The organism is Kocuria flava, from assembly GCF_001482365.1.
Classification (GTDB): domain Bacteria; phylum Actinomycetota; class Actinomycetes; order Actinomycetales; family Micrococcaceae; genus Kocuria; species Kocuria flava.
On the sequence record NZ_CP013254.1, the window covers coordinates 3,008,124 to 3,025,384 of the forward strand.

Here is a 17,261-nt window from a genome sequence, read left to right on the forward strand (position 1 = left end):
CCCCGGTTCCGCGGACCCCGTTGTGCTGCTCCCAGTTCCTGCCCCAACTCTAGGGGCACGCACGCAGCGGCCGCGATGCGCCCCGACGACGGTGCGGCCGCGTCACCGAGCCTCGACGAGGGCCACCGGCACGCACCCGGACCGTAGACTGGCCCGGTTCCTGTCCCGCCCGGCGAGGGAGCTCCCTGTGTCCACGGTCGCCCTGTACCTCGTCGTCGTCTTCGCGGCCGGCGCCCTCGCCGCCGCGGTGCGGCTGCCCCCGCTGATCGGCTTCCTCGCCGCGGGCTTCGTGCTCAACGCCATGGGCACCCCCGAGATGCCGGGCCTGGACCGCGCCGCCGACGTCGGGGTGACCCTCATGCTGTTCGGCATCGGCCTGAAGCTGGACGTCCGCTCCCTGCTCCGCAAGGAGGTGTGGGGCACCGCGGGGATCCACATGGTGCTCAGCTCGGCGCTCGCCGCCGGCTTCCTCGGCCTGCTCGCCCTGGTGCACCTCGAGCTCCCCGGGGACACGGCCCGGGCGCTGCTGCTGGCCGGCTTCGCCCTGTCCTTCTCCTCGACCGTGCTGGTGTTCAAGGTGCTCGAGGAGCGCAGCGAGACGACCTCCCTCTACGGACGGGTCGCGATCGGCATCCTCGTCATCCAGGACGTCGCCGCCGTCGCGTTCATCACGGCGACGAGCGGGCACCCGCCGAGCCCCTGGGCGTTCGCGCTGCTGCTCCTGCTGCCGGGCGCGTGGCTGTTCCGGCGGGTGTGGGAGCGGCTCGGCCACGGCGAGCTGCAGGCCCTGTTCGGGATCGTCATGGCCCTGGTGCCCGGCTACATCGCCTTCACCGCGGTCGGGCTCAAGGGGGACCTCGGCGCCCTGCTCGTCGGCGCGCTGCTGGCCTCGCACCCGAACGCGAGCGAGCTGTCCCGGCGGCTGTTCACCGTGAAGGACCTGCTGCTCGTCGCCTTCTTCGTCTCGATCGGCTTCCACGGCATGCCGACCACCGAGATGGTCCTCATGGGCGCGGCGCTGCTGGCCCTGCTGCCCGTCCAGGCCCTGCTGTTCGTGTGGCTGCTGTGGGCCTTCGGCCTGCGCCGGCGCACCTCCCTGCGCGCCGGCCTGGCCCTGGCCAACTACTCGGAGTTCGCGCTGATCGTCGGCGCCATCGGCGTCTCCACCGGGATGCTGGTCGAGGACTGGCTCGTGATGCTCTCCGTGGCGGTCGCCCTCAGCTTCGTGGTCTCCACGCTCGTCAACCGGCGCGGCTCGGCCCTGACCGGCCGGCTCGTCCGGTGGCTGCCCGAGCACCCGGACCACCGGCTGCACCCCGAGGACCGGCCCATCGACATCGGCCACGCCGAGGTGCTCGTGCTCGGCATGGGCCGGGTCGGCCAGGCCGCCTACCGGGAGTTCGCCGAGGAGCACGGCTACACGGTCGTCGGCATCGAGAACTCCACGGACCGGGTGGAGCGGCTGTGCGCGGCCGGCCTCGACGTGCAGGAGGCCGACGCCACCGACCAGGAGTTCTGGGAGCGCGTGATCGCGACCGGTCACGTGCGCATCGCCGTGCTGGCCATGCCCTTCCACGGCTCCAACCTCGTGGCCCTCGAGCAGCTGACGGCCGGCGGCTTCTCCGGCGCCGTCGCGGCCGTGGCCCAGTACGACGACGAGGTGCAGGAGCTGCGGGCCCGCGGCGTGCGCACCGTGTTCAACCTCTACAGCGGCGCCGGCATCGCCCTGGCCTCCGAGACGCTCGAGTCCCTGGGCGAGCGGGACGCCGACGGCTGAGCAGGCGCCCGCTCAGCACCCCGCGGCCGGCTCCCGGACCCGCACCCGCCGGAGGAGCTTCGCGAGCTCCTCCGTCCACAGCACCAGCGAGGCCGCGCCGACGGCCAGCACCCAGTGGGCCGGTTCGAGGGGACGCGTGCCGAAGGCCGCCTGCAGCGGCGGCAGGTGCACCACCAGCACCTGCAGCCCGGCACCGAGCAGCAGCGCCGCCCACAGCCACCGGTTCGTGAACAGCCGGTGGAACGCGCTGCTGGTCCCGGAGCGGGAGTTCAGGGCGTTGAACAGCTGCGCCAGCACCAGCGTGGTGAAGGACGCGGTGCGGGACAGCTCGAGCGACTCGTGGCCCGCCACGAGCCCGCCCGGCAGCAGCACGTCCAGGGTGAGCAGCGCGGCCCCCGCCATGACCAGCCCGACCCGGCCGACCCGAAGCCACATCGCCCGGTCGAGTATCCGGTCCCCGGGGCGCCTCGGCGGCCACGATCGTCGCGTAGTCGTCGTCGCCCAGCACCATCCGTCCGGCCTGCTTGGTCACCTCCGTGCCCGTGATGCCCATGGCCACACCGATGTCGGCGGCCTTGAGCGCCGGCGCGTCGTTGACGCCGTCACCGGTCATCGCCACCACGTGGCCGTCCGCCTGCAGGGCCGCGACGATGCGCAGCTTGTGCGCCGGAGCCACCCGGGCGAAGACGGCGGTGCCGCGTGCCGCCGCCACGAGCTCCTCGTCGGTCAGGGCGTCGAGCTGCGCGCCGGTGAGCACGGGTCCGCCGGGCGGTGCGATCCCGAGGTCGGCCGCGATCCGGCCCGCCGTCGCGGGGTGGTCGCCGGTGATCATGACGGTGCGCACCCCGGCGGCGCGCGCCCGGGCGACGGCGGCCCCGGCCTCCTCCCGCGGCGGGTCGATGATCCCCGCCGCGCCCAGCCAGACGAGGTCGTGCTCGAGGCCGTCCCCGGCCGGGGCGTCGAGCACGCCCGATCCTGCCGGGGCCTCCTCCCCCGTGCCGGGCAGGCACCGCGCCGCCACGGCCAGCACCCGGAACGCCTCGGCCGAGAGGGCCTCGGCCGCCCCTGCCGCCGCCGCGCGCCGCGCCGCGTCGAGGGGTTCGACCGCGTCCCCGACCAGCACGCCGCTGCACCGGGCGAGCAGCTCGTCCGGGGCGCCCTTCGTGAACAGCCGGCGCTCACCGGTTCCGGTCTCCTCGTCCACGACCGACATCATCCGCCGCTCGGAGGTGAAGGGGACCTCGGCGAGCCGGCTGAAGCCCGCCGCCGCGTCGGCGGCGCCCGGCAGCTTCGGCAGCGCGGCCAGGAACGCCGCCTCGGTGGGGTCCCCCTGGGCCGTCCACTGCCCGCCCGAGCCGTCGAGCTGGGCGTTGTTGGCCCGGGCCCCGCCGACGAGCACCGCCCGCGCCTCCGCCAGGACCGGGGCGTGCGCGCCGGACACGACCCTCGCACCGCCCTCGGGCCCGTAGCCGGTCCCCGACAGCGCCGCCGTCCCGGAGGCCGTCACGACGCGCGTGAGCGTCATCTCGTTGCGGGTGAGCGTCCCCGTCTTGTCGGAGCAGATCACGGAGGCGGCGCCGAGGGCCTCGACCGAGTGCAGGTCCTTGAGCACCGCGTTGCGCCGCGCCATCGCCCGCACCCCCAGCGCCAGCACGAGCGAGAGGATGGCGGGCAGCCCCTCGGGCACCGCCGCCACGGCCAGCGACACCCCGAGCAGCAGCACGGTCACGAGGTCCCCGGGCCCCGAGACCCCGTGCACGAGCACCACCGCGACCATGACGACGACGGCCACCGCCACCACGAGCAGGCCCAGCGACCGGGAGACCGCCGCGATCTCCTTCTGCAGCGGGGTCTCCTCGGCGCGGGTGCGCTCGAGCATGTCCGCGATGGCGCCCATCTCGGTGGCCGGACCCGTGCCCGTCACGACCGCCCGTCCCACGCCCTGGGCCACGGCCGTGCCCCTGTAGACCATGTCGGTGCGGTCGCCCAGCACCGCCGGGGCGGCCAGGACCGCGGGGTCCTTCAGCTCCGCCTCCGACTCGCCGGTGAGGGAGGCCTCCTGCACCCGCAGCGCCGCCGCGCTGAGCAGGCGGGCGTCCGCGCCCACCGCGTCCCCCTCGGCCAGGACCAGGAGGTCCCCCGGGACCAGCTCCGCCGAGGGGACGGTCGTGAGCCGGCCGTCGCGCAGCACGGTGGAGCTCGCCGCGGTCAGCTCCGCCAGGGCGGCCACGGCGTCCTCCGCCCGGACCTCCTGCACGAGCCCCAGCACGGCGTTGAGCAGCACCACCACCGCGATCACGAGCGCGTCCACGGGCAGCCCCCGCGCGCCCTCGACCGCCCACGCGCCCAGGGAGACGACGATCGCGACCAGCAGCAGGATCACCAGAGGATCGCGGAAGCGTGCGAGCAGGCGCCGCCACAGCGGCACGGGCGGCACGGGGCGCAGCTCGTTGGGACCGTAGCGGGCGAGCCGGGCCGCCGCCTCGGCGCCGCTCAGGCCGCGCTCGGGGTCCGTGCCCAGCTCCGCGAGCACCTCGTGCGCCGGGCGGAGGGAGGGATCGGGGACGCGGGGACCGGTCTCGACAGCCACGTCCCCATTGTGCGCCGGGGGCGGCCGTCGTGCCCCCGGCCCGTCCCCCGCCCGTGCCGTGGCCGCGCCCACGGCCGGGGCCGGGCGTCGCACCGCCGGGACGCCGTCCCGCCGTGGGCGCCGTCCCGCCCCACGCCCGCCACCCGCCGCGCAGCGCGTCACCGGCCCTCCGGCGGCCCGGCGGTAGGCTCGCGGGCATAAGGGTCCGGATCGACCGCTACCTGCTCAACGTGGCGGGGCCCCGCCGCACGCCCGCACTCAACCGGCACCTCGCCTACCTGCTGGCCCTCGTGGCGGGCGTGCTCAACTCGGTGGGCTTCGTCGCGGTGGCCGTCTACACGTCCCACATGACCGGGCTGACCGCCATGGTCGCCGACCACCTCGTGCTGGGCGACCTCCGCCTGGTGCTCGCGGGGCTGCTCGCCCTGGTCGCCTTCACGGCCGGGGCCGCCTGCTGCGCCCTGATGTTCAACTGGGCCCGGCGGCGTCGGCTGCACAGCCGCCTCGCCAACGTGCTGCTGCTCGAGGGGCTGCTCATGCTCCTGTTCGGCCTGCTCGCCGAGTCGCTGACGTGGGCCCACCGCGACCTGCTGTTCATCCCGGTGCTCGCCTTCACGATGGGACTGCAGAACGCCGTGATCACCAAGATCTCCGGGGCCACCATCCGCACCACGCACGTGACGGGGATGATCACCGACATCGGCATCGAGCTCGGCAAGTTCGCCTACCGCAACCGGCTCCCGGCCTCGGACCCCGTGACCGGAGACGCGGCCAAGCTGCGGCTGCTCGCCGCGCTCGTGGGCCTGTTCTTCGCCGGCGGGGTGCTGGGTGCGCTCGGCTACCTCGCCGTGGGGTTCCCGGTGCTCGTGCCCACGGCCCTGACGCTGCTCGTGGCGGCGTGGCGCCCCCTCGCCGCCGACCTGGGTCTGCGCCGGCCGCGCCCGCCGCGTCCGTCCCGCGCCTGAGGCCGCGGCGCACCGCGCGGCCGTCTCCTCCCGGCAGGGACCCGGCCGCCCGCACCGGCCGGGCACGGGCCCGGGCGTCCATGCCCGAGCCCGGCGTGGCCCCGGCACGGGCCCCCGAGCCTTCCCCCGGCCCGGCGTGGCCCCGGCACGGGCCCCCGAGCCTTCCCCCGGGCCCGCAGGCGCTCACACCCCGGGCTGGAGCGCCTTCGCCAGCCGCACGAGCCGCCCGAGCTCCCGGACCGGCTCCTCGCCGGACCGCCCGGCCTGCTCCGCGGCGGCCACCGCCACCCGCACGACCGCCCACGCGCGCACCCGGTCGGGGTCGGCGCCCGCCGCGAGCGCGAGCGCCTCCGCCCGGTCCGCCAGCTCCCCGGGTCGCGGTCCGCGGGGATCGTCCCCGGGCGGCCACAGACCGGGCACGAGCGCCCACTCGACGGTGGCCAGCCGGGGGCGGGCCCGCACGGCCAGCCACGGGGCCCGGTCCGCCGCGCGAACGGCGGCGGGAACCAGGTCCCCGGGCAGCAGCGCGGTGTCCAGGAGATCGCGTCGCAGCCGTCGCAGCGCGGTCGCCGCCTGGAGCCGGAACCGGCGGGGGAAGCGGGCGTCGAGCTCCGTGCCGTCCTCCAGGCGCGCCGACCACTCCGCCGCGAACGCCGACAGCGGCGGGAACGGCGGGCGCGGCGGCCGGGCCAGTCCGGCCACGAGCTCCCCGAGCACCCGGCACGCCTCGTCCCCGCGCAGCGACCCCAGGTCCCGGTCCCGGGTCCGCTCGACCAGCAGCACGCCCGCGGCCGGGTCGGCGCGCAGCAGCCGCACGGTGCCCCGGCCGTTCCACTGCCGCAGCGCCAGGTGGTCGTGCCCGTCGCCGGGCCGCGGCCGCAGGACGCGCAGCTGCGCCGGCTCCCCCGCCTCGGTGCGGACGGGCTGGACGAGGGCGTCGTCGTCGGGCACGGGCGGACCGTCCGGGAGGAGCTGCCACGCGGAGCGGCGGGCAGCGGCGACCTCCACGGCGCGGGCGGCCCGGGTGCCGTCCGCGGCGGGTCTTCCGGTCTCGTGCGTCACACCGACCATTGTGGCCCCGTGCCGCGTTCGCGTCCCGGGGACCGCGAGCGGCGCGGGGCCGGACCGGCGCGCGGCATTCGCTAGACTGCGAGCGCCCAGCCCAGCGGAGGAACGAGGACAGCCCGCCCGTGAACGACTTCCTGTTCGCCTCCGCGCTCACGCTGTTCGCGGGGCTGGCCACGGGCGCCGGCAGCCTCCTCGCCCTGACCACCCGCCGCACGGACGCCAAGTTCCTCTCGGTCAGTCTGGGCTTCTCCGCGGGCGTGATGATCTACGTGTCGCTCGTCGAGATCTTCGTCAAGGCGCAGGACTCGCTCGTGGCGGTGCTCGGCGCCCGCGCGGGTGCGTGGGCCACGGTGGGCGGATTCTTCGGCGGGATCCTGCTGATCGCGGTGATCGACCGGCTCGTGCCCGCCCGCGCGAACCCGCACGAGTACCCGCACGACGACGACGGGCGCAGCCGCCGGCTGATGCGCATGGGCACGATGACGGCCCTGGCGATCGCCCTGCACAACTTCCCCGAGGGGTTCGCGACCTTCGTCGTGGCGATGCAGGAGCCCTCCCTGGCGATCCCCGTGGTCGTGGCGATCGCCCTGCACAACGTCCCGGAGGGGGTGGCCGTGTCGGTGCCGATCCACCACGCCACCGGCAGCCGGCGGAAAGCCTTCCAGTGGTCGTTCCTCTCCGGCCTGGCCGAGCCGGTGGGCGGGATCCTCGGCTACCTGCTGCTGCGCCCGTTCATGACCGACACCGTCTTCGGGGTCGTCTTCGCCGGCGTCGCGGGGATCATGGTGTTCGTCTCCCTGGACAAGCTCCTGCCCACGGCCCGGGAGTACGGCGAGCACCACCTGTCGATCTACGGTCTGGTCGCCGGCATGGGGGTCATGGCGCTGAGCCTGCTGCTGTTCCTCTGACCGGTGCGGTGCCCCGGGCACCGGGCCCGGTGCGGGCGGGCGCCCGGGAGGCGACGCCGGTTCGGGCGGCTCCGCGGACGACCACCCCGGGTCAGGCGGGCCCCCGGTCGTGGACGAGCCGGCCGCGCCACCAGGTCCTGCTGATCCCGATCCCCGCCAGCTCCTCCTCCGCCACGGTGAACGGGTCCCGGTCCGGGACCACGAAGCTCGCCTCGTGGCCCGGGCGGATGCTCCCGAGCCCGGGCAGCGCGGCGACCGCGGCCGCACGGCCCGTGTAGAGCTCGAGCGCCTGCCCGACGCTGAGGCACTCCCGCCGCCCGAAGTCCCCGCCCCCGTGGTCCCGGCGGCGCACCGCCGCGGCCACCGAGAGGAAGACGTCGTCCGCGCGGGCCCACGCGGTGGTCGGCGCGTCGGAGGCCAGCGCCGCGTGCCGCAGCCGCTCGTGGAGGGACCGGAGGGGGTAGGCGTGCTCCCGCTGGTCCGGTGCGAGGGCGGCGTCGTACGCGTCGTGCTCGGCGTAGAAGAAGATGCTGTGGCTGACCACACCGAAGACCATCCGCGCGGTGGCCATCCGCTGCAGCACCGGGGCGGGCACGAGGGTCGCGTGCTCGATCCGCACCGACGGGTGCTCGCCCATCCACGGCTCGAGGTCCCCCAGCAGCTCGACCACGTGCCCGACCGCCCGGTCCCCCATGGCGTGGACGGCCACCTGCACGCCGTTGCGGCGCGCCCACGCGACCGCCGCCAGCAGGTCCTCGTCGGTGCAGGTCCGCATCCCGTGGCTGCACGAGTCGGGGTACGGCCGGTCCGTCCAGGCGGTGCGGTTCGAGAAGGCGCCGTCCAGGAAGAGCTTCGTGCCGGCCACCGTGATCTCGCCGCGGCGGTCCTGCGCGGTCAGCTCCGGCAGCCCGCCCGGCCGCCAGCCGAGGAACACCCCGGTGCGCGGGCGCCACCCCTGCTGCCGGGCCTCCCGGAGCAGGCCGAGCGCGTCGTCGGCGAAGTCGCCGAAGCACTCCACGAGGCCCACGATGCCCTGGGCCAGGAAGTGCCGGTCCAGGGCCACGAGGCGGCGGACCATCTCCGCCCGGTCCGGTTCGGGGACCAGCCGCGCCACGGACTCCACCGCCGCCAGCTCGACGAGCTCCCCCGTGAGCTCCCCGTCGGCGTCCCGCCCGTAGTGACCGTGCTCCGGGTCGGGGCTGTTCCGGTCCAGTCCCGCCAGGCGCAGGGCCGCGGAGTTGCACACGCCGCTGTGCCCGTCGGCGCGGCGCACGAGCACGGGCTGGCCGGCCGAGACCGCGTCCAGCGCCCGCCGGGTGGGCGGACCGTCCGGCCAGCGGGTCTCGGCGTAGCCGAAGCCGGTGATCCAGGCCTCCGGGTCCGCCCCGGCCGCCGGGTGCGCCCGCAGCGCCGCGACGAGGTCGGCGCACGAGCCCACGGCCGGCGGCAACAGCGGGACGCTGTCGGCGAGCACCGCCATGAACATCGGGTGGGTGTGCACGTCGAGCAGGCCGGGCAGGACGGTCGCACCGCCCAGGTCCGTGCGCGGCAGGCCCGCGGGCACCTCCTCGTCCGGGCCCGTCCACGTGAAGTGCCCGTCCTCGACGACGAAGGCGCTCACGAAGTCCTCCGGCCCCGTCCCCGTGAAGACCTTGCCGTTGACGAAGGCGCGGGCCCCCGGAGGGCCCGCGGCGGCGCCGGGGGCGCTGTCGGGGAGGCCCGGGTGCTCCCCTCGGGGGGTCCCGGCCGTGCTGTCGGTGCCGTTCATGTCCGTCCTTCCGTTCCGGCCTGCCCGGCGGATCCTACCCGGGGGTCGTCCCGTCGCCGCCGGCAGCCGGGCTCCCGGGCAGCAGGCCGGCCGCACGGCCCGCCGCGGCGAACGCCGCCGCGAGATCCGCCCGGCTCGCGTGCGCGTTGAGCCCGCTCGGGCTGGGCAGCGCCCACAGCCGGGCGCCCTCCAGCAGCTGCTCCTGCGGGCCCAGCACGGCCCTCGGCTCGGCGAAGGCGTGCCGGTAGGCCGTCACGCCGGCGACCGCCACGACGGCCGGGCGGTGCTCCGCCACGATGCGGGCCAGGCGCTCGCGGCCCGCCACGAACTCCTGCGGGTCCAGCTCGTCCGCCCGCGCCGTGGCCCGCTCCACGAGGTTGGTGATCCCGATGCCGCGGGCCACCACGTGCGCCCGGTCGGCCGCGGTCATCCCGGCCGAGCAGTCGACGAGGTGGCCGGTGAGCCGGGCCTCGTGCAGCGCCGGCCAGAACCGGTTGCCGGGGCGGGCGAAGTGCGCCTGCGTCGCGGCGGCCCACAGGCTCGGGTTGATCCCGCACACCAGCAGCCGCAGACCGGGGCCGAGCAGGTCGGGGAGCGTGGTCCCGCGGGCCGCCTCGAGCTGCGCACGGGACGGCCGGCCGGGACGGGGAGCGCGCGGGGAGGCCATGCCGTCATGCTAGGCCGTCCTCCCGGCGCGCCGTGGACCGCCCCTGCTCCGGGCCGGCGCTCCGCACCCGCGGGCCCCGCGGGTCCGGCCACCGGCCGTCCGGCGCCCGCAGGGTCGTCCGGGTCCCGCCCCGCGTGCGGCTACGGTGGGGCCGTGCCCGAGACCCACGACGCCCTGACGGTCCCCGTCCCCTCCGCGGCCGGCCCCGGACGGCTGCTCGTCTCCCCCGCCCTCGACGACGACGGGTCGCCGCGTCCGCATCCGCGCGCCGTGCTGTGGCTGGGCCACGGCGCCGGCGGCGGGTCCGGCGCCCCCGACCTCACGGCCCTCGCCGAGGGCCTGCCCGGGCACGGGATCACCGTGGTGCGCCACGAGCAGCCGTGGGTGGTGGCCGGCCGCCGGGTCGCACCCCGTCCCGCCGCCCTCGACGCCGGGTGGCTCGCCGCCGCCCCCGGCGTCGCCGAGCTGGCGGGCGGACGCCCCGTGGTCGCCGGTGGGCGCAGCGCCGGCGCCCGCGTCGCCTGCCGCACGGCGGGGACCACCGGCGCGGCCGCGGTCGTGTGCCTGGCCTTCCCCCTCCATCCGCCCGGCCGTCCGGAGCGCGGCCGGGCGGAGGAGCTGCTCGGTCCCGACGTTCCCGTGCTCGTGCTCCAGGGCACCCGCGACCCCTTCGGCTCGGCCGACGAGGTCACCGCGGCCGCCGGTGACACCGCCGGCCGCGTCGAGGTGCTCCCCGTGGACGGCGCCGACCACGCCCTGCGCACCGGCCGTCGCGCCGCCCTCGGCGCCGAGGGCGTCGCGGACCTGCTGTGCCGGGCCGTCGAGGAATTCGTGGCCGCCGCTGCCGGCCCCTGAGCACGGGGTCGGCGACCGGCCGTGCCCCCTTGCGGATTCACGGTCCGTCAGTACTCTGACGATAGTCCGAGCCGCAGCACCCGCGGCCCGGCGCACGCCACCGCGGCCCGCACTCCCCCCGACGGCCCTGCAGGGCCCCGAGCACCAGGACGGCACCCCATGAGCACCTCGCCCAGCACCGGCGCACCCTCCGAGACCCCCGGGGACGCCGGCGGACCGCCCGCCACGGTGGTCGACCTCACTGCTGGACCCGCCCAGATCACCCCGCTGGAGGTGGACGGGGAGACGCGCTACGCGCTCGACCTGCCGTCCGAGCACCTCGACGACGACGACCTCGAGAGCCTCGCCGTGGCCCTGCACGCCACGCACTCCGGGCAGGCCGTCCTCGTCGACCTGGAGGACTACGCCGGCGCGGAGGAGGACGCGGCGTCCGGGGAGGACGCGGCGCCCGGGGAGGACGCGGCACCCGGGGAAGAACCCGGGCTCCGGGGAGCACGCGGCACCCGAGGAGGACACCGGCCCGCGGTGAGCCCTGCGGGTCTGGCCGAGCCGCCTCCTCGGGGTATACCGTAAGCACACTGGCGAATCCGACCGGTTCGCCCCCTGTCCGCCCGACCCCGAAGGAGAAGCCATGAGCACCGAGGTCGAGAAGACCGTCGTCGTCGACGTCCCCCTCGCCACCGTGTACGACCAGTGGACGCAGTTCGAGGAGTTCCCGCACTTCATGAGCGGGGTCGAGAGCGTCCGCCAGCTCGAGGACGACCGCCTGGAGTGGGTCGCCGAGATCGGCGGCGTGCGCCGGCAGTGGCAGGCGCGGATCCTCGAGCAGGTCCCCGAGCGCAAGGTCGCGTGGGCCGCCACGGAGGGCGCCACCAACGCCGGGGCCGTGACCTTCGAGGACGCCGGCGAGGGCCGCACGCGCGTGCACCTCGAGCTGGCGTACGAGCCGGAGGGCCCGGTCGAGAAGGCCGGGGACGCCCTGGGCGTCATCGGCTCCCGCGCGGAGAAGGACCTCGAGCGCTTCAAGGCCTTCATCGAGGACGAGGGCTACGCGACCGGCGCCTGGCGCGGCGCGATCCGCCCCGGGGCCGCCCCCGGTGCGCCCGACGTGCGCGACGCCGCGGCCTCCCGGGGCGACGACGGCGGGGCCGGGATCTCCGGCAAGGCCGTGGCCGCCGGAGCCGCCGCCGCGGCGGCCGTCGCCGGTGCGGCCGCCGTGGCCGCCCGCGCCAAGGACTCCGGCGACGACGAGCCGGTCACCCTGGAGGCCCCCCGCGAGACGCCGGCCGCGCCGGTCTCCGGGCAGACCGAGATCTCCCGCGAGGTCCCGGTGCCGGGCGAGCGCTCCACGGGCGAGGCCACCCAGCCGCCGACCGCCTACGACGCCGCGTCGCCGGTGGAGGAGCCCGCCACCGAGCGGATCGACCCCGTGACGGACCGCCCCGTCGAGGGCGGGGACCGCCCCGCCGGTCCCCGCTGACCAGCCGCACCAGCAGCACCGCGAGCCCCCCGCCGGTCCTCCCGGCGGGGGGCTCGCGCGTCGCCCGGGGCGCCCCGGCCCCGGTCCGCGGCGGACCCGGTCCGAGCCCTCCGGCACGTCCGGCCCGGGATTTGACGTGATCCCGGCCACGCCGCACGGCCATCCCGGTTCTCATGCATCAACATGGAAGTACCCCCCATGGAAAGGCACCCCATGAGCGAGAACACGGCTCTCGTCCCCCGCCCGCACTGGGCCACCCACCAGGAACGGACCGATCCCGACACGGTCACCAACTACCGGGAGCTGCCCGCCCGGTCCGTCGCCGGCGTCTCCCCGGTCGTCCTCCTCGAGACCTGGGAGGTCATCAGCTCCCGCGACGGCAGCTACGCCCACCGGGACGGCACCGTCCTGCACATCGGCCACGACGCCTGGACCCCCGAGCAGGCGCTCGTGCTGCGCGACCGGATCAGCGAGGCCCTGCGGCTGCTCGGCCGCTGACCGGACCGCCGTGCGTCCGCACCGCGCCGCCCCCACGGCCGCGGTCCGGGCGCACGGTCGCGCTGACCGGCCGCACACACCGGCTCAGGACCCGACCGGAGCGCACTGCCCCTGGAGACTGCCCCAGGCCACCACCCCAGAGCACCACCCCAGGCCACCACCCCAGTACACGGCCTCGATGCCCTCCCTCGATGCACTGCCTCAGCGTGCGACGGTCCGGTGCCCGGCGTCGAGCCGGCGGGTCCAGCCGCGGCCGTCGAGGTGCTCGAGCAGCGGGATCACCACGCGCCGGGTGGTGCCCAGCGCCTGGCGCGCCTGGCTCGTCGTGAAGGGCTGCGGCAGCCGGGCGAGCTCGCGCATCGCCAGCGCCGGCGCCGAGGGCAGCACGACGATGCCGTCGCCCAGCCGCAGCACGCGGCCGGCGCGCTCGAGCGCGGCCAGCTCCCGTGCGCCCAGCCGCAGCGCCGCCAGGTCGTCGGCCTCCGGGGCGCGGAAGGGCTCCGCCGCGAGCCTGTGCTCCAGCCGCAGCGCCGCGTCCTCCAGCGGGCCGAGCTCGTGGCGGCGCCCCGGCACGCGCACCACCCCGCCCTCCTGCTCGAGCCCGGTCCCCTCGAGCACGGGCTCCAGCAGCGCGGCGTCGGGCAGGGCGAGCAGGTCCCGGGCCGCGCCGCGGGACAGGCCGGCCGCCAGCGGGTCGCGCTCGTGCAGCTGCTCGACCGCCGCCCGCAGCCGCTGCCGCCACCCCGCCAGCACCGGCTCGTGGACCCACCAGTCCCCCAGCACCCGCACGCCCTCCGGCGCCCGCTCCGCGGCGAGGCCCAGCCGCCGCAGGTGCGCCGGCTGCACGGCCCCGCGCCGGACCACCTCGACGAGCGCGTCACCGGACGGGTCCATGCGGGCGAGCTGATCGGCGCGGCGGCCCCGGTCCCCGCGTCGGCGCAGCGCCGGCGGATCGGCGTCGAGCACCTGCGCCCCGCCGAGCACGGCGCCCTGGCCGGAGCCGCGCAGGACCACCCGGTCCCCCAGCACCAGCGGCAGGGGGCGGTCCAGGGCCAGCCGGGCGTGGTCGTCGTCGAACGGGCGCAGCCGGACGGGCACCGCCGCCGTGCCGGCGTGCAGCACGAGCTGCTCGGCGACCGCAGGGAAGGCCGGGCCCGAGGTGCGGCGCACGTCCAGCAGCCCCGTGAGCGGCCAGGCGCCGGGGGGGACCAGGGCGTCGCCCCGGTGCACCTCGTCGGCGGCGACCCCGCGCAGGTTCAGCGCCGCCCGGTCCACCGGCTCCAGGCCCGCCCGGTCGGCCCCGCGGCTCTGCAGGCTCCGGACGCCCACCGTCCGCTCCCCGGCGCGGCCGAGCAGCTGCAGCCGGTCCCCGCGCGCCAGGGTCCCCGAGGCGAGCGTGCCGGTGACGACCGTGCCCGCACCGGCCACCGTGAACGCCCGGTCCACCCACAGGCGCAGCCGGCCCGCGGCGGGCGGGGCCGGGACCCGGTCCAGGACGCCGTCGAGCACGGCGCGCAGCTCCTCCAGGCCCGTGCCCTCCGTCGCCGAGACGGTCACCACGGGGGCGTCGTGCAGCCCCGTGCCCGCGAGGTGCGCCCGCACCTGCTCGCGCACGGCGCCGGCCCGTCCGGGGGCGCGGTCGGCCCGGGTGAGCACCACGACCCCGTGCTCGATCCCCAGCGCCGCCACCGCGTCCCGGTGGTCCTCCGACTGCGCCTGCCACCCCTCGTCCACGGCGACCACGAAGAGCACCACGGGGGCCGGGCCGATCCCGGCCAGCATGTTGCCGAGGAACCGCTCGTGCCCGGGCACGTCCACGAACGCCACGTCCCGGCCCGAGGGCAGGGCCGTCCAGGCGTAGCCGAGGTCGATGGTCAGGCCGCGGCGGCGCTCCTCCGCCCACCGGTCGGGCTCCATCCCGGTGAGCGCCCGCACGAGCGTGGACTTGCCGTGGTCGACGTGCCCGGCCGTTGCGACGACGTGCACGCTCAGCCCTCCCCGCCGAGCCCGGCCAGCGCCGTGCGCACGGCCGCGCGCAGCCGGGCGTCGTCGGCCTCGGGCACGCAGCGCAGGTCCAGCAGGCACGCCCCGCCGTGCACGCGCGGCAGCACCGCGGGCTCCCCGGCGCGCAGCGGGGCCGCGGCGGCCTCGGGCAGGCGCACGGCCCACCCGGGCAGCGGCACCCCGGGCGCGCCGCCCCCGCCGACGCGGCCGTCGTGGGCGACGACGGGGGCGCCCACCGCCGCGGCGAGCTCCTCGGCCCGGGCCCGCAGCCGCTCCGGATCGGCGTGCAGGGCGCGGGCCACCGGCGGCGGGCCGCCCGCGAGGGTCGCCTCGAGGGCCGCGAGGGCCAGCTTGTCGGCGCGCACCGCGCGGGCCAGCGGGTGGGCCGCCAGCCGGGCGACGGTCTCGGCCCGGCCCAGCAGGACTCCCGCCTGGGGGCCGCCGAGCAGCTTGTCCCCGCTGACGAGCACGACGTCGGCGCCGTCCTCGAGCGCGGTCGTCACGTCGGGCTCCCCCGGCAGCGCCGGGTCCGGGACCAGCAGGCCGCTGCCGAGGTCCGCCACGAGCGGGACCCCGTGCGCGGCGGCGAGCTCGTGCAGCCCGGCCGTGCCGACCTCCGCGGTGAAGCCCTCGACCCGGAAGTTGCTCGGGTGGACCTTCAGCAGGCACCCGGTGTCCGGGCCGATCGCGCGGGCGTAGTCCTCGGGGTGGGTGCGGTTGGTCGTGCCGACCTCGCGCAGGCGGGCCCCGGTGGAGGCGATCAGCTCCGGCAGCCGGAAGCCGGCCCCGATCTCCACGAGCTCGCCGCGGCTGACCACGACCTCGCGCCCGGCCGCCAGGGCCGTGGTGGCCAGCACGAGCGCGGCCGCCCCGTTGTTGACGACCAGGGCCTCCTCCGCGGCCGGGCAGGCCGCGAGCAGGGCCTCCCGCGCCGCGGTCCCGCGGCGGGAGCGGGCCCCGGTGGTCAGGTCGAGCTCGACGTCGACGTAGCCCGCGGCCGCCGCGAGCGCCTCGCGCGCCGCCGCGGACAGCGGGGCCCGGCCCAGGTTGGTGTGCACGACGACCCCGGTCGCGTTGAGCACCGGGCGCAGCGCCGTGGCGGTCCGCGCGGCCACGGCGGCCCCGACCGCGGCGGCGACCTCCCCGGGGGTGATCTCGCCCCGCCGCGCCCGCTGCTGGGCGGTGTGGACGACGTCCCGCAGGACGTGCTCGCCGAGGCGCTCGCGGGCCCGCTCGACCGCGGGCAGGCCCAGCAGCTGGTCCGTGCGCGGGATCGAGCGCCGCGGGTCGTCCTGGGCCACGGGACCTCCTCGTCGCGGGGCGCGCGGGAGCGCGGGGAGCGGAAGCTGGCGGAGGCGGACGGGAATCGAACCCGCCAGGCCGAGGTTCTCGGCCTCACCGGTTTTGAAGACCGGGGGGCCCACCAGGACCCGGACGCCTCCGCCGTCAATGTAGCACCGGGGCGGGCAGCGCACCGGCGCCCCGGTCCGGGGCGGCCCCGGCCGCCCGCACGCGCCTGCGCCGACGACTGCTTCGGCGGGGTTGCCGCGCCCGCTGCGGCGAACCTCCGGGGCGGGCAGCGCACCGGCGGACCGCCTGCGGTCCGCCGGCACCGGCCGCCGGTAGGCTGGCGCCGTGACCGAGACCAGGACCCAGACCCCGCTCCCCGGCCCCGAGGCACCCCGGCTGACGGGCTTCGCCCACGGCGGCGGGTGCGCGTGCAAGATCCCGCCGGGCGAGCTCGAGGACGCCGTGCGCGGGCTCACCGGGCAGGCCGGCGCCCGTGTGCTCGTGGGCCTCGACGACGGCGACGACGCCGCCGCCGTGCTGGTGCGCGAGGACCTCGCCGTGCTGTCCACCGCGGACTTCTTCACCCCGGTCGTCGACGACGCCTACGACTGGGGCCGGATCGCCGCGGCCAACGCCCTCTCGGACGTCTACGCCATGGGCGGGCGTCCGGTGGTCGCGATCAACCTCGTGGGCTGGCCGCGCGAGGTGCTGCCGATGGAGCTGCTCTCCGAGGTGCTGCGCGGCGGGCTGGCCGTGGCCGCGGAGGCCGGCTGCCCGGTGATCGGCGGGCACTCCGTCGACGACCCCGAGCCCAAGTACGGCATGGCGGTCACGGGCGTGGCCGACCCGCAGCGGCTGCTGCGCAACGACGCCGCCGAGCCCGGTCTCCCGCTGACCCTCACCAAGCCCATCGGCCTGGGTCTGCTCAACAACCGGCACAAGCGCACCGGCGAGGTCTTCCCCGAGGCCGTCGCGACCATGACCCGGCTCAACCGGGACGCCGCCGAGGCCGCCCTCGCGGCCGGGCTGCGCGCCGCCACCGACGTGACGGGCTTCGGCCTGCTGGGCCACCTGCACAAGCTGTGCCGGGCCTCCGGGGTCGGTGCCGTGCTGGACCGCCGCGCCGTGCCCCTCGTCGACGGGGCGGCGCAGGCCCTGCGGGACGGGTTCGTCTCCGGCGGGACCCGCCGCAACCTCGACTGGGTCCGTCCGCACCTGCGCACCGGCGGCGACGTCACCGAGGACGACCTCCTGCTGCTGGCCGACGCCCAGACCTCCGGTGGGCTGCTCGTCGTCGGGGAGCTGCCGGGCCACCCCGTCGTCGGGCACACGGTCGCCGGAACGGGCCTCGAGATCCGCTGACGTCGGCGGCCCGGCCCGGTCCTCGGGAG

General features: G+C 77.4%; 14 protein-coding genes, 1 tRNA gene and 1 pseudogene. 8 read left to right on the forward strand and 8 right to left on the reverse strand.

Features of this window, described 5'->3' with window-relative positions; all coding sequences use genetic code 11:
• Nucleotides 1-187 precede the first annotated feature (187 nt).
• Entirely contained in the window at nt 188-1,777 is a 1,590-nt protein-coding gene (locus AS188_RS13425; RefSeq protein ID WP_058859268.1) for a cation:proton antiporter family protein, read from the forward strand.
• A gap of 12 nt (nt 1,778-1,789) precedes the next feature.
• On the opposite strand, the gene AS188_RS17555 is transcribed toward AS188_RS13425, so the two are convergent.
• Together AS188_RS17555 and AS188_RS13430 are read right to left on the reverse strand one after the other, a co-directional pair.
• Complete coding sequence (locus AS188_RS17555; protein ID WP_236945131.1) at nt 1,790-2,212, reverse strand: cation transporting ATPase C-terminal domain-containing protein; 423 nt, start codon at nt 2,210-2,212, stop codon at nt 1,790-1,792.
• A 100-nt stretch (nt 2,213-2,312) separates the two neighbouring features.
• Nucleotides 2,313-4,529: pseudogene (locus AS188_RS13430) on the reverse strand (cation-translocating P-type ATPase); the annotation flags it as partial.
• Between the two features lie 68 nt (nt 4,530-4,597).
• Between AS188_RS13430 and AS188_RS13435 the strand changes: the two are divergent.
• Nucleotides 4,598-5,332, forward strand: coding sequence for a YoaK family protein (locus AS188_RS13435; RefSeq protein ID WP_236944991.1), 735 nt, complete (start codon nt 4,598-4,600; stop codon nt 5,330-5,332).
• Between the two features lie 183 nt (nt 5,333-5,515).
• On the opposite strand, the gene AS188_RS13440 is transcribed toward AS188_RS13435, so the two are convergent.
• Nucleotides 5,516-6,394, reverse strand: coding sequence for an aminoglycoside phosphotransferase family protein (locus tag AS188_RS13440; RefSeq protein ID WP_169798001.1), 879 nt, complete (start codon nt 6,392-6,394; stop codon nt 5,516-5,518).
• A 128-nt stretch (nt 6,395-6,522) separates the two neighbouring features.
• Between AS188_RS13440 and zupT the strand changes: the two genes are divergently transcribed.
• Nucleotides 6,523-7,308, forward strand: a complete 786-nt coding sequence (gene zupT / locus AS188_RS13445; protein WP_058859270.1) for a zinc transporter ZupT — start codon at nt 6,523-6,525, stop codon at nt 7,306-7,308.
• Between the two features lie 91 nt (nt 7,309-7,399).
• Here the strand turns inward: zupT and AS188_RS13450 are convergent, their stop codons facing one another.
• Nucleotides 7,400-9,076, reverse strand: a complete 1,677-nt coding sequence (locus AS188_RS13450) for an amidohydrolase (protein ID WP_058859271.1) — start codon at nt 9,074-9,076, stop codon at nt 7,400-7,402.
• A 34-nt stretch (nt 9,077-9,110) separates the two neighbouring features.
• A complete protein-coding gene (locus AS188_RS13455) occupies nt 9,111-9,743 on the reverse strand; it encodes a mismatch-specific DNA-glycosylase (protein ID WP_058859272.1) in 633 nt (210 codons plus the stop codon).
• Between the two features lie 153 nt (nt 9,744-9,896).
• Here AS188_RS13455 and AS188_RS13460 point away from each other — a divergent pair, with 153 nt between their 5' ends.
• The 4 genes from AS188_RS13460 (at nt 9,897) to AS188_RS13475 (ending at nt 12,576) form a co-directional block, all read left to right on the forward strand.
• Nucleotides 9,897-10,598: an alpha/beta hydrolase family protein gene (locus AS188_RS13460; protein WP_236944992.1), complete on the forward strand. Its 702-nt coding sequence runs from the start codon at nt 9,897-9,899 to the stop codon at nt 10,596-10,598.
• A 159-nt stretch (nt 10,599-10,757) separates the two neighbouring features.
• A complete protein-coding gene (locus AS188_RS13465) occupies nt 10,758-11,171 on the forward strand; it encodes a hypothetical protein (protein ID WP_058859273.1) in 414 nt (137 codons plus the stop codon).
• A gap of 58 nt (nt 11,172-11,229) precedes the next feature.
• Nucleotides 11,230-12,078 (forward strand): SRPBCC family protein, encoded by an 849-nt coding sequence (locus AS188_RS13470; RefSeq protein ID WP_058859274.1) that lies wholly within the window; start codon nt 11,230-11,232, stop codon nt 12,076-12,078.
• 213 nt (nt 12,079-12,291) lie between these two features.
• Complete coding sequence (locus AS188_RS13475) at nt 12,292-12,576, forward strand: hypothetical protein (RefSeq protein WP_058859275.1); 285 nt, start codon at nt 12,292-12,294, stop codon at nt 12,574-12,576.
• 201 nt (nt 12,577-12,777) lie between these two features.
• Here the strand turns inward: AS188_RS13475 and selB are convergent, their stop codons facing one another.
• The 3 genes from selB to AS188_RS13490 form a co-directional block, all read right to left on the reverse strand.
• Nucleotides 12,778-14,562: a selenocysteine-specific translation elongation factor gene (selB, locus tag AS188_RS13480; RefSeq protein WP_058859276.1), complete on the reverse strand. Its 1,785-nt coding sequence runs from the start codon at nt 14,560-14,562 to the stop codon at nt 12,778-12,780.
• A 2-nt stretch (nt 14,563-14,564) separates the two neighbouring features.
• The gene (selA, locus tag AS188_RS13485; protein ID WP_058859277.1) at nt 14,565-15,881 is read right to left on the reverse strand and encodes an L-seryl-tRNA(Sec) selenium transferase; all 1,317 of its coding nucleotides are present in this window, start codon (nt 15,879-15,881) and stop codon (nt 14,565-14,567) included.
• A 46-nt stretch (nt 15,882-15,927) separates the two neighbouring features.
• Nucleotides 15,928-16,022 (reverse strand) — tRNA-Sec (locus tag AS188_RS13490).
• A 193-nt stretch (nt 16,023-16,215) separates the two neighbouring features.
• Here AS188_RS13490 and selD point away from each other — a divergent pair.
• Nucleotides 16,216-17,232, forward strand: a complete 1,017-nt coding sequence (gene selD / locus AS188_RS13495; RefSeq protein WP_058859278.1) for a selenide, water dikinase SelD — start codon at nt 16,216-16,218, stop codon at nt 17,230-17,232.
• The last annotated feature ends 29 nt before the right edge of the window (nt 17,233-17,261 follow it).

What these genes read in the sequence shown, in the direction of transcription:
- AS188_RS17555 (WP_236945131.1), bottom strand. Translation starts at nt 2,212, where the DNA reads ATGTGGCTTCGGGTCGGCCGGGTCGGGCTGGTCATGGCGGGGGCCGCG.
- AS188_RS13450 (WP_058859271.1), bottom strand. Translation starts at nt 9,076, where the DNA reads ATGAACGGCACCGACAGCACGGCCGGGACCCCCCGAGGGGAGCACCCG.
- AS188_RS13455 (WP_058859272.1), bottom strand. Translation starts at nt 9,743, where the DNA reads ATGGCCTCCCCGCGCGCTCCCCGTCCCGGCCGGCCGTCCCGTGCGCAG.
- AS188_RS13465 (WP_058859273.1), top strand. Translation starts at nt 10,758, where the DNA reads ATGAGCACCTCGCCCAGCACCGGCGCACCCTCCGAGACCCCCGGGGAC.
- AS188_RS13470 (WP_058859274.1), top strand. Translation starts at nt 11,230, where the DNA reads ATGAGCACCGAGGTCGAGAAGACCGTCGTCGTCGACGTCCCCCTCGCC.
- AS188_RS13475 (WP_058859275.1), top strand. Translation starts at nt 12,292, where the DNA reads ATGAGCGAGAACACGGCTCTCGTCCCCCGCCCGCACTGGGCCACCCAC.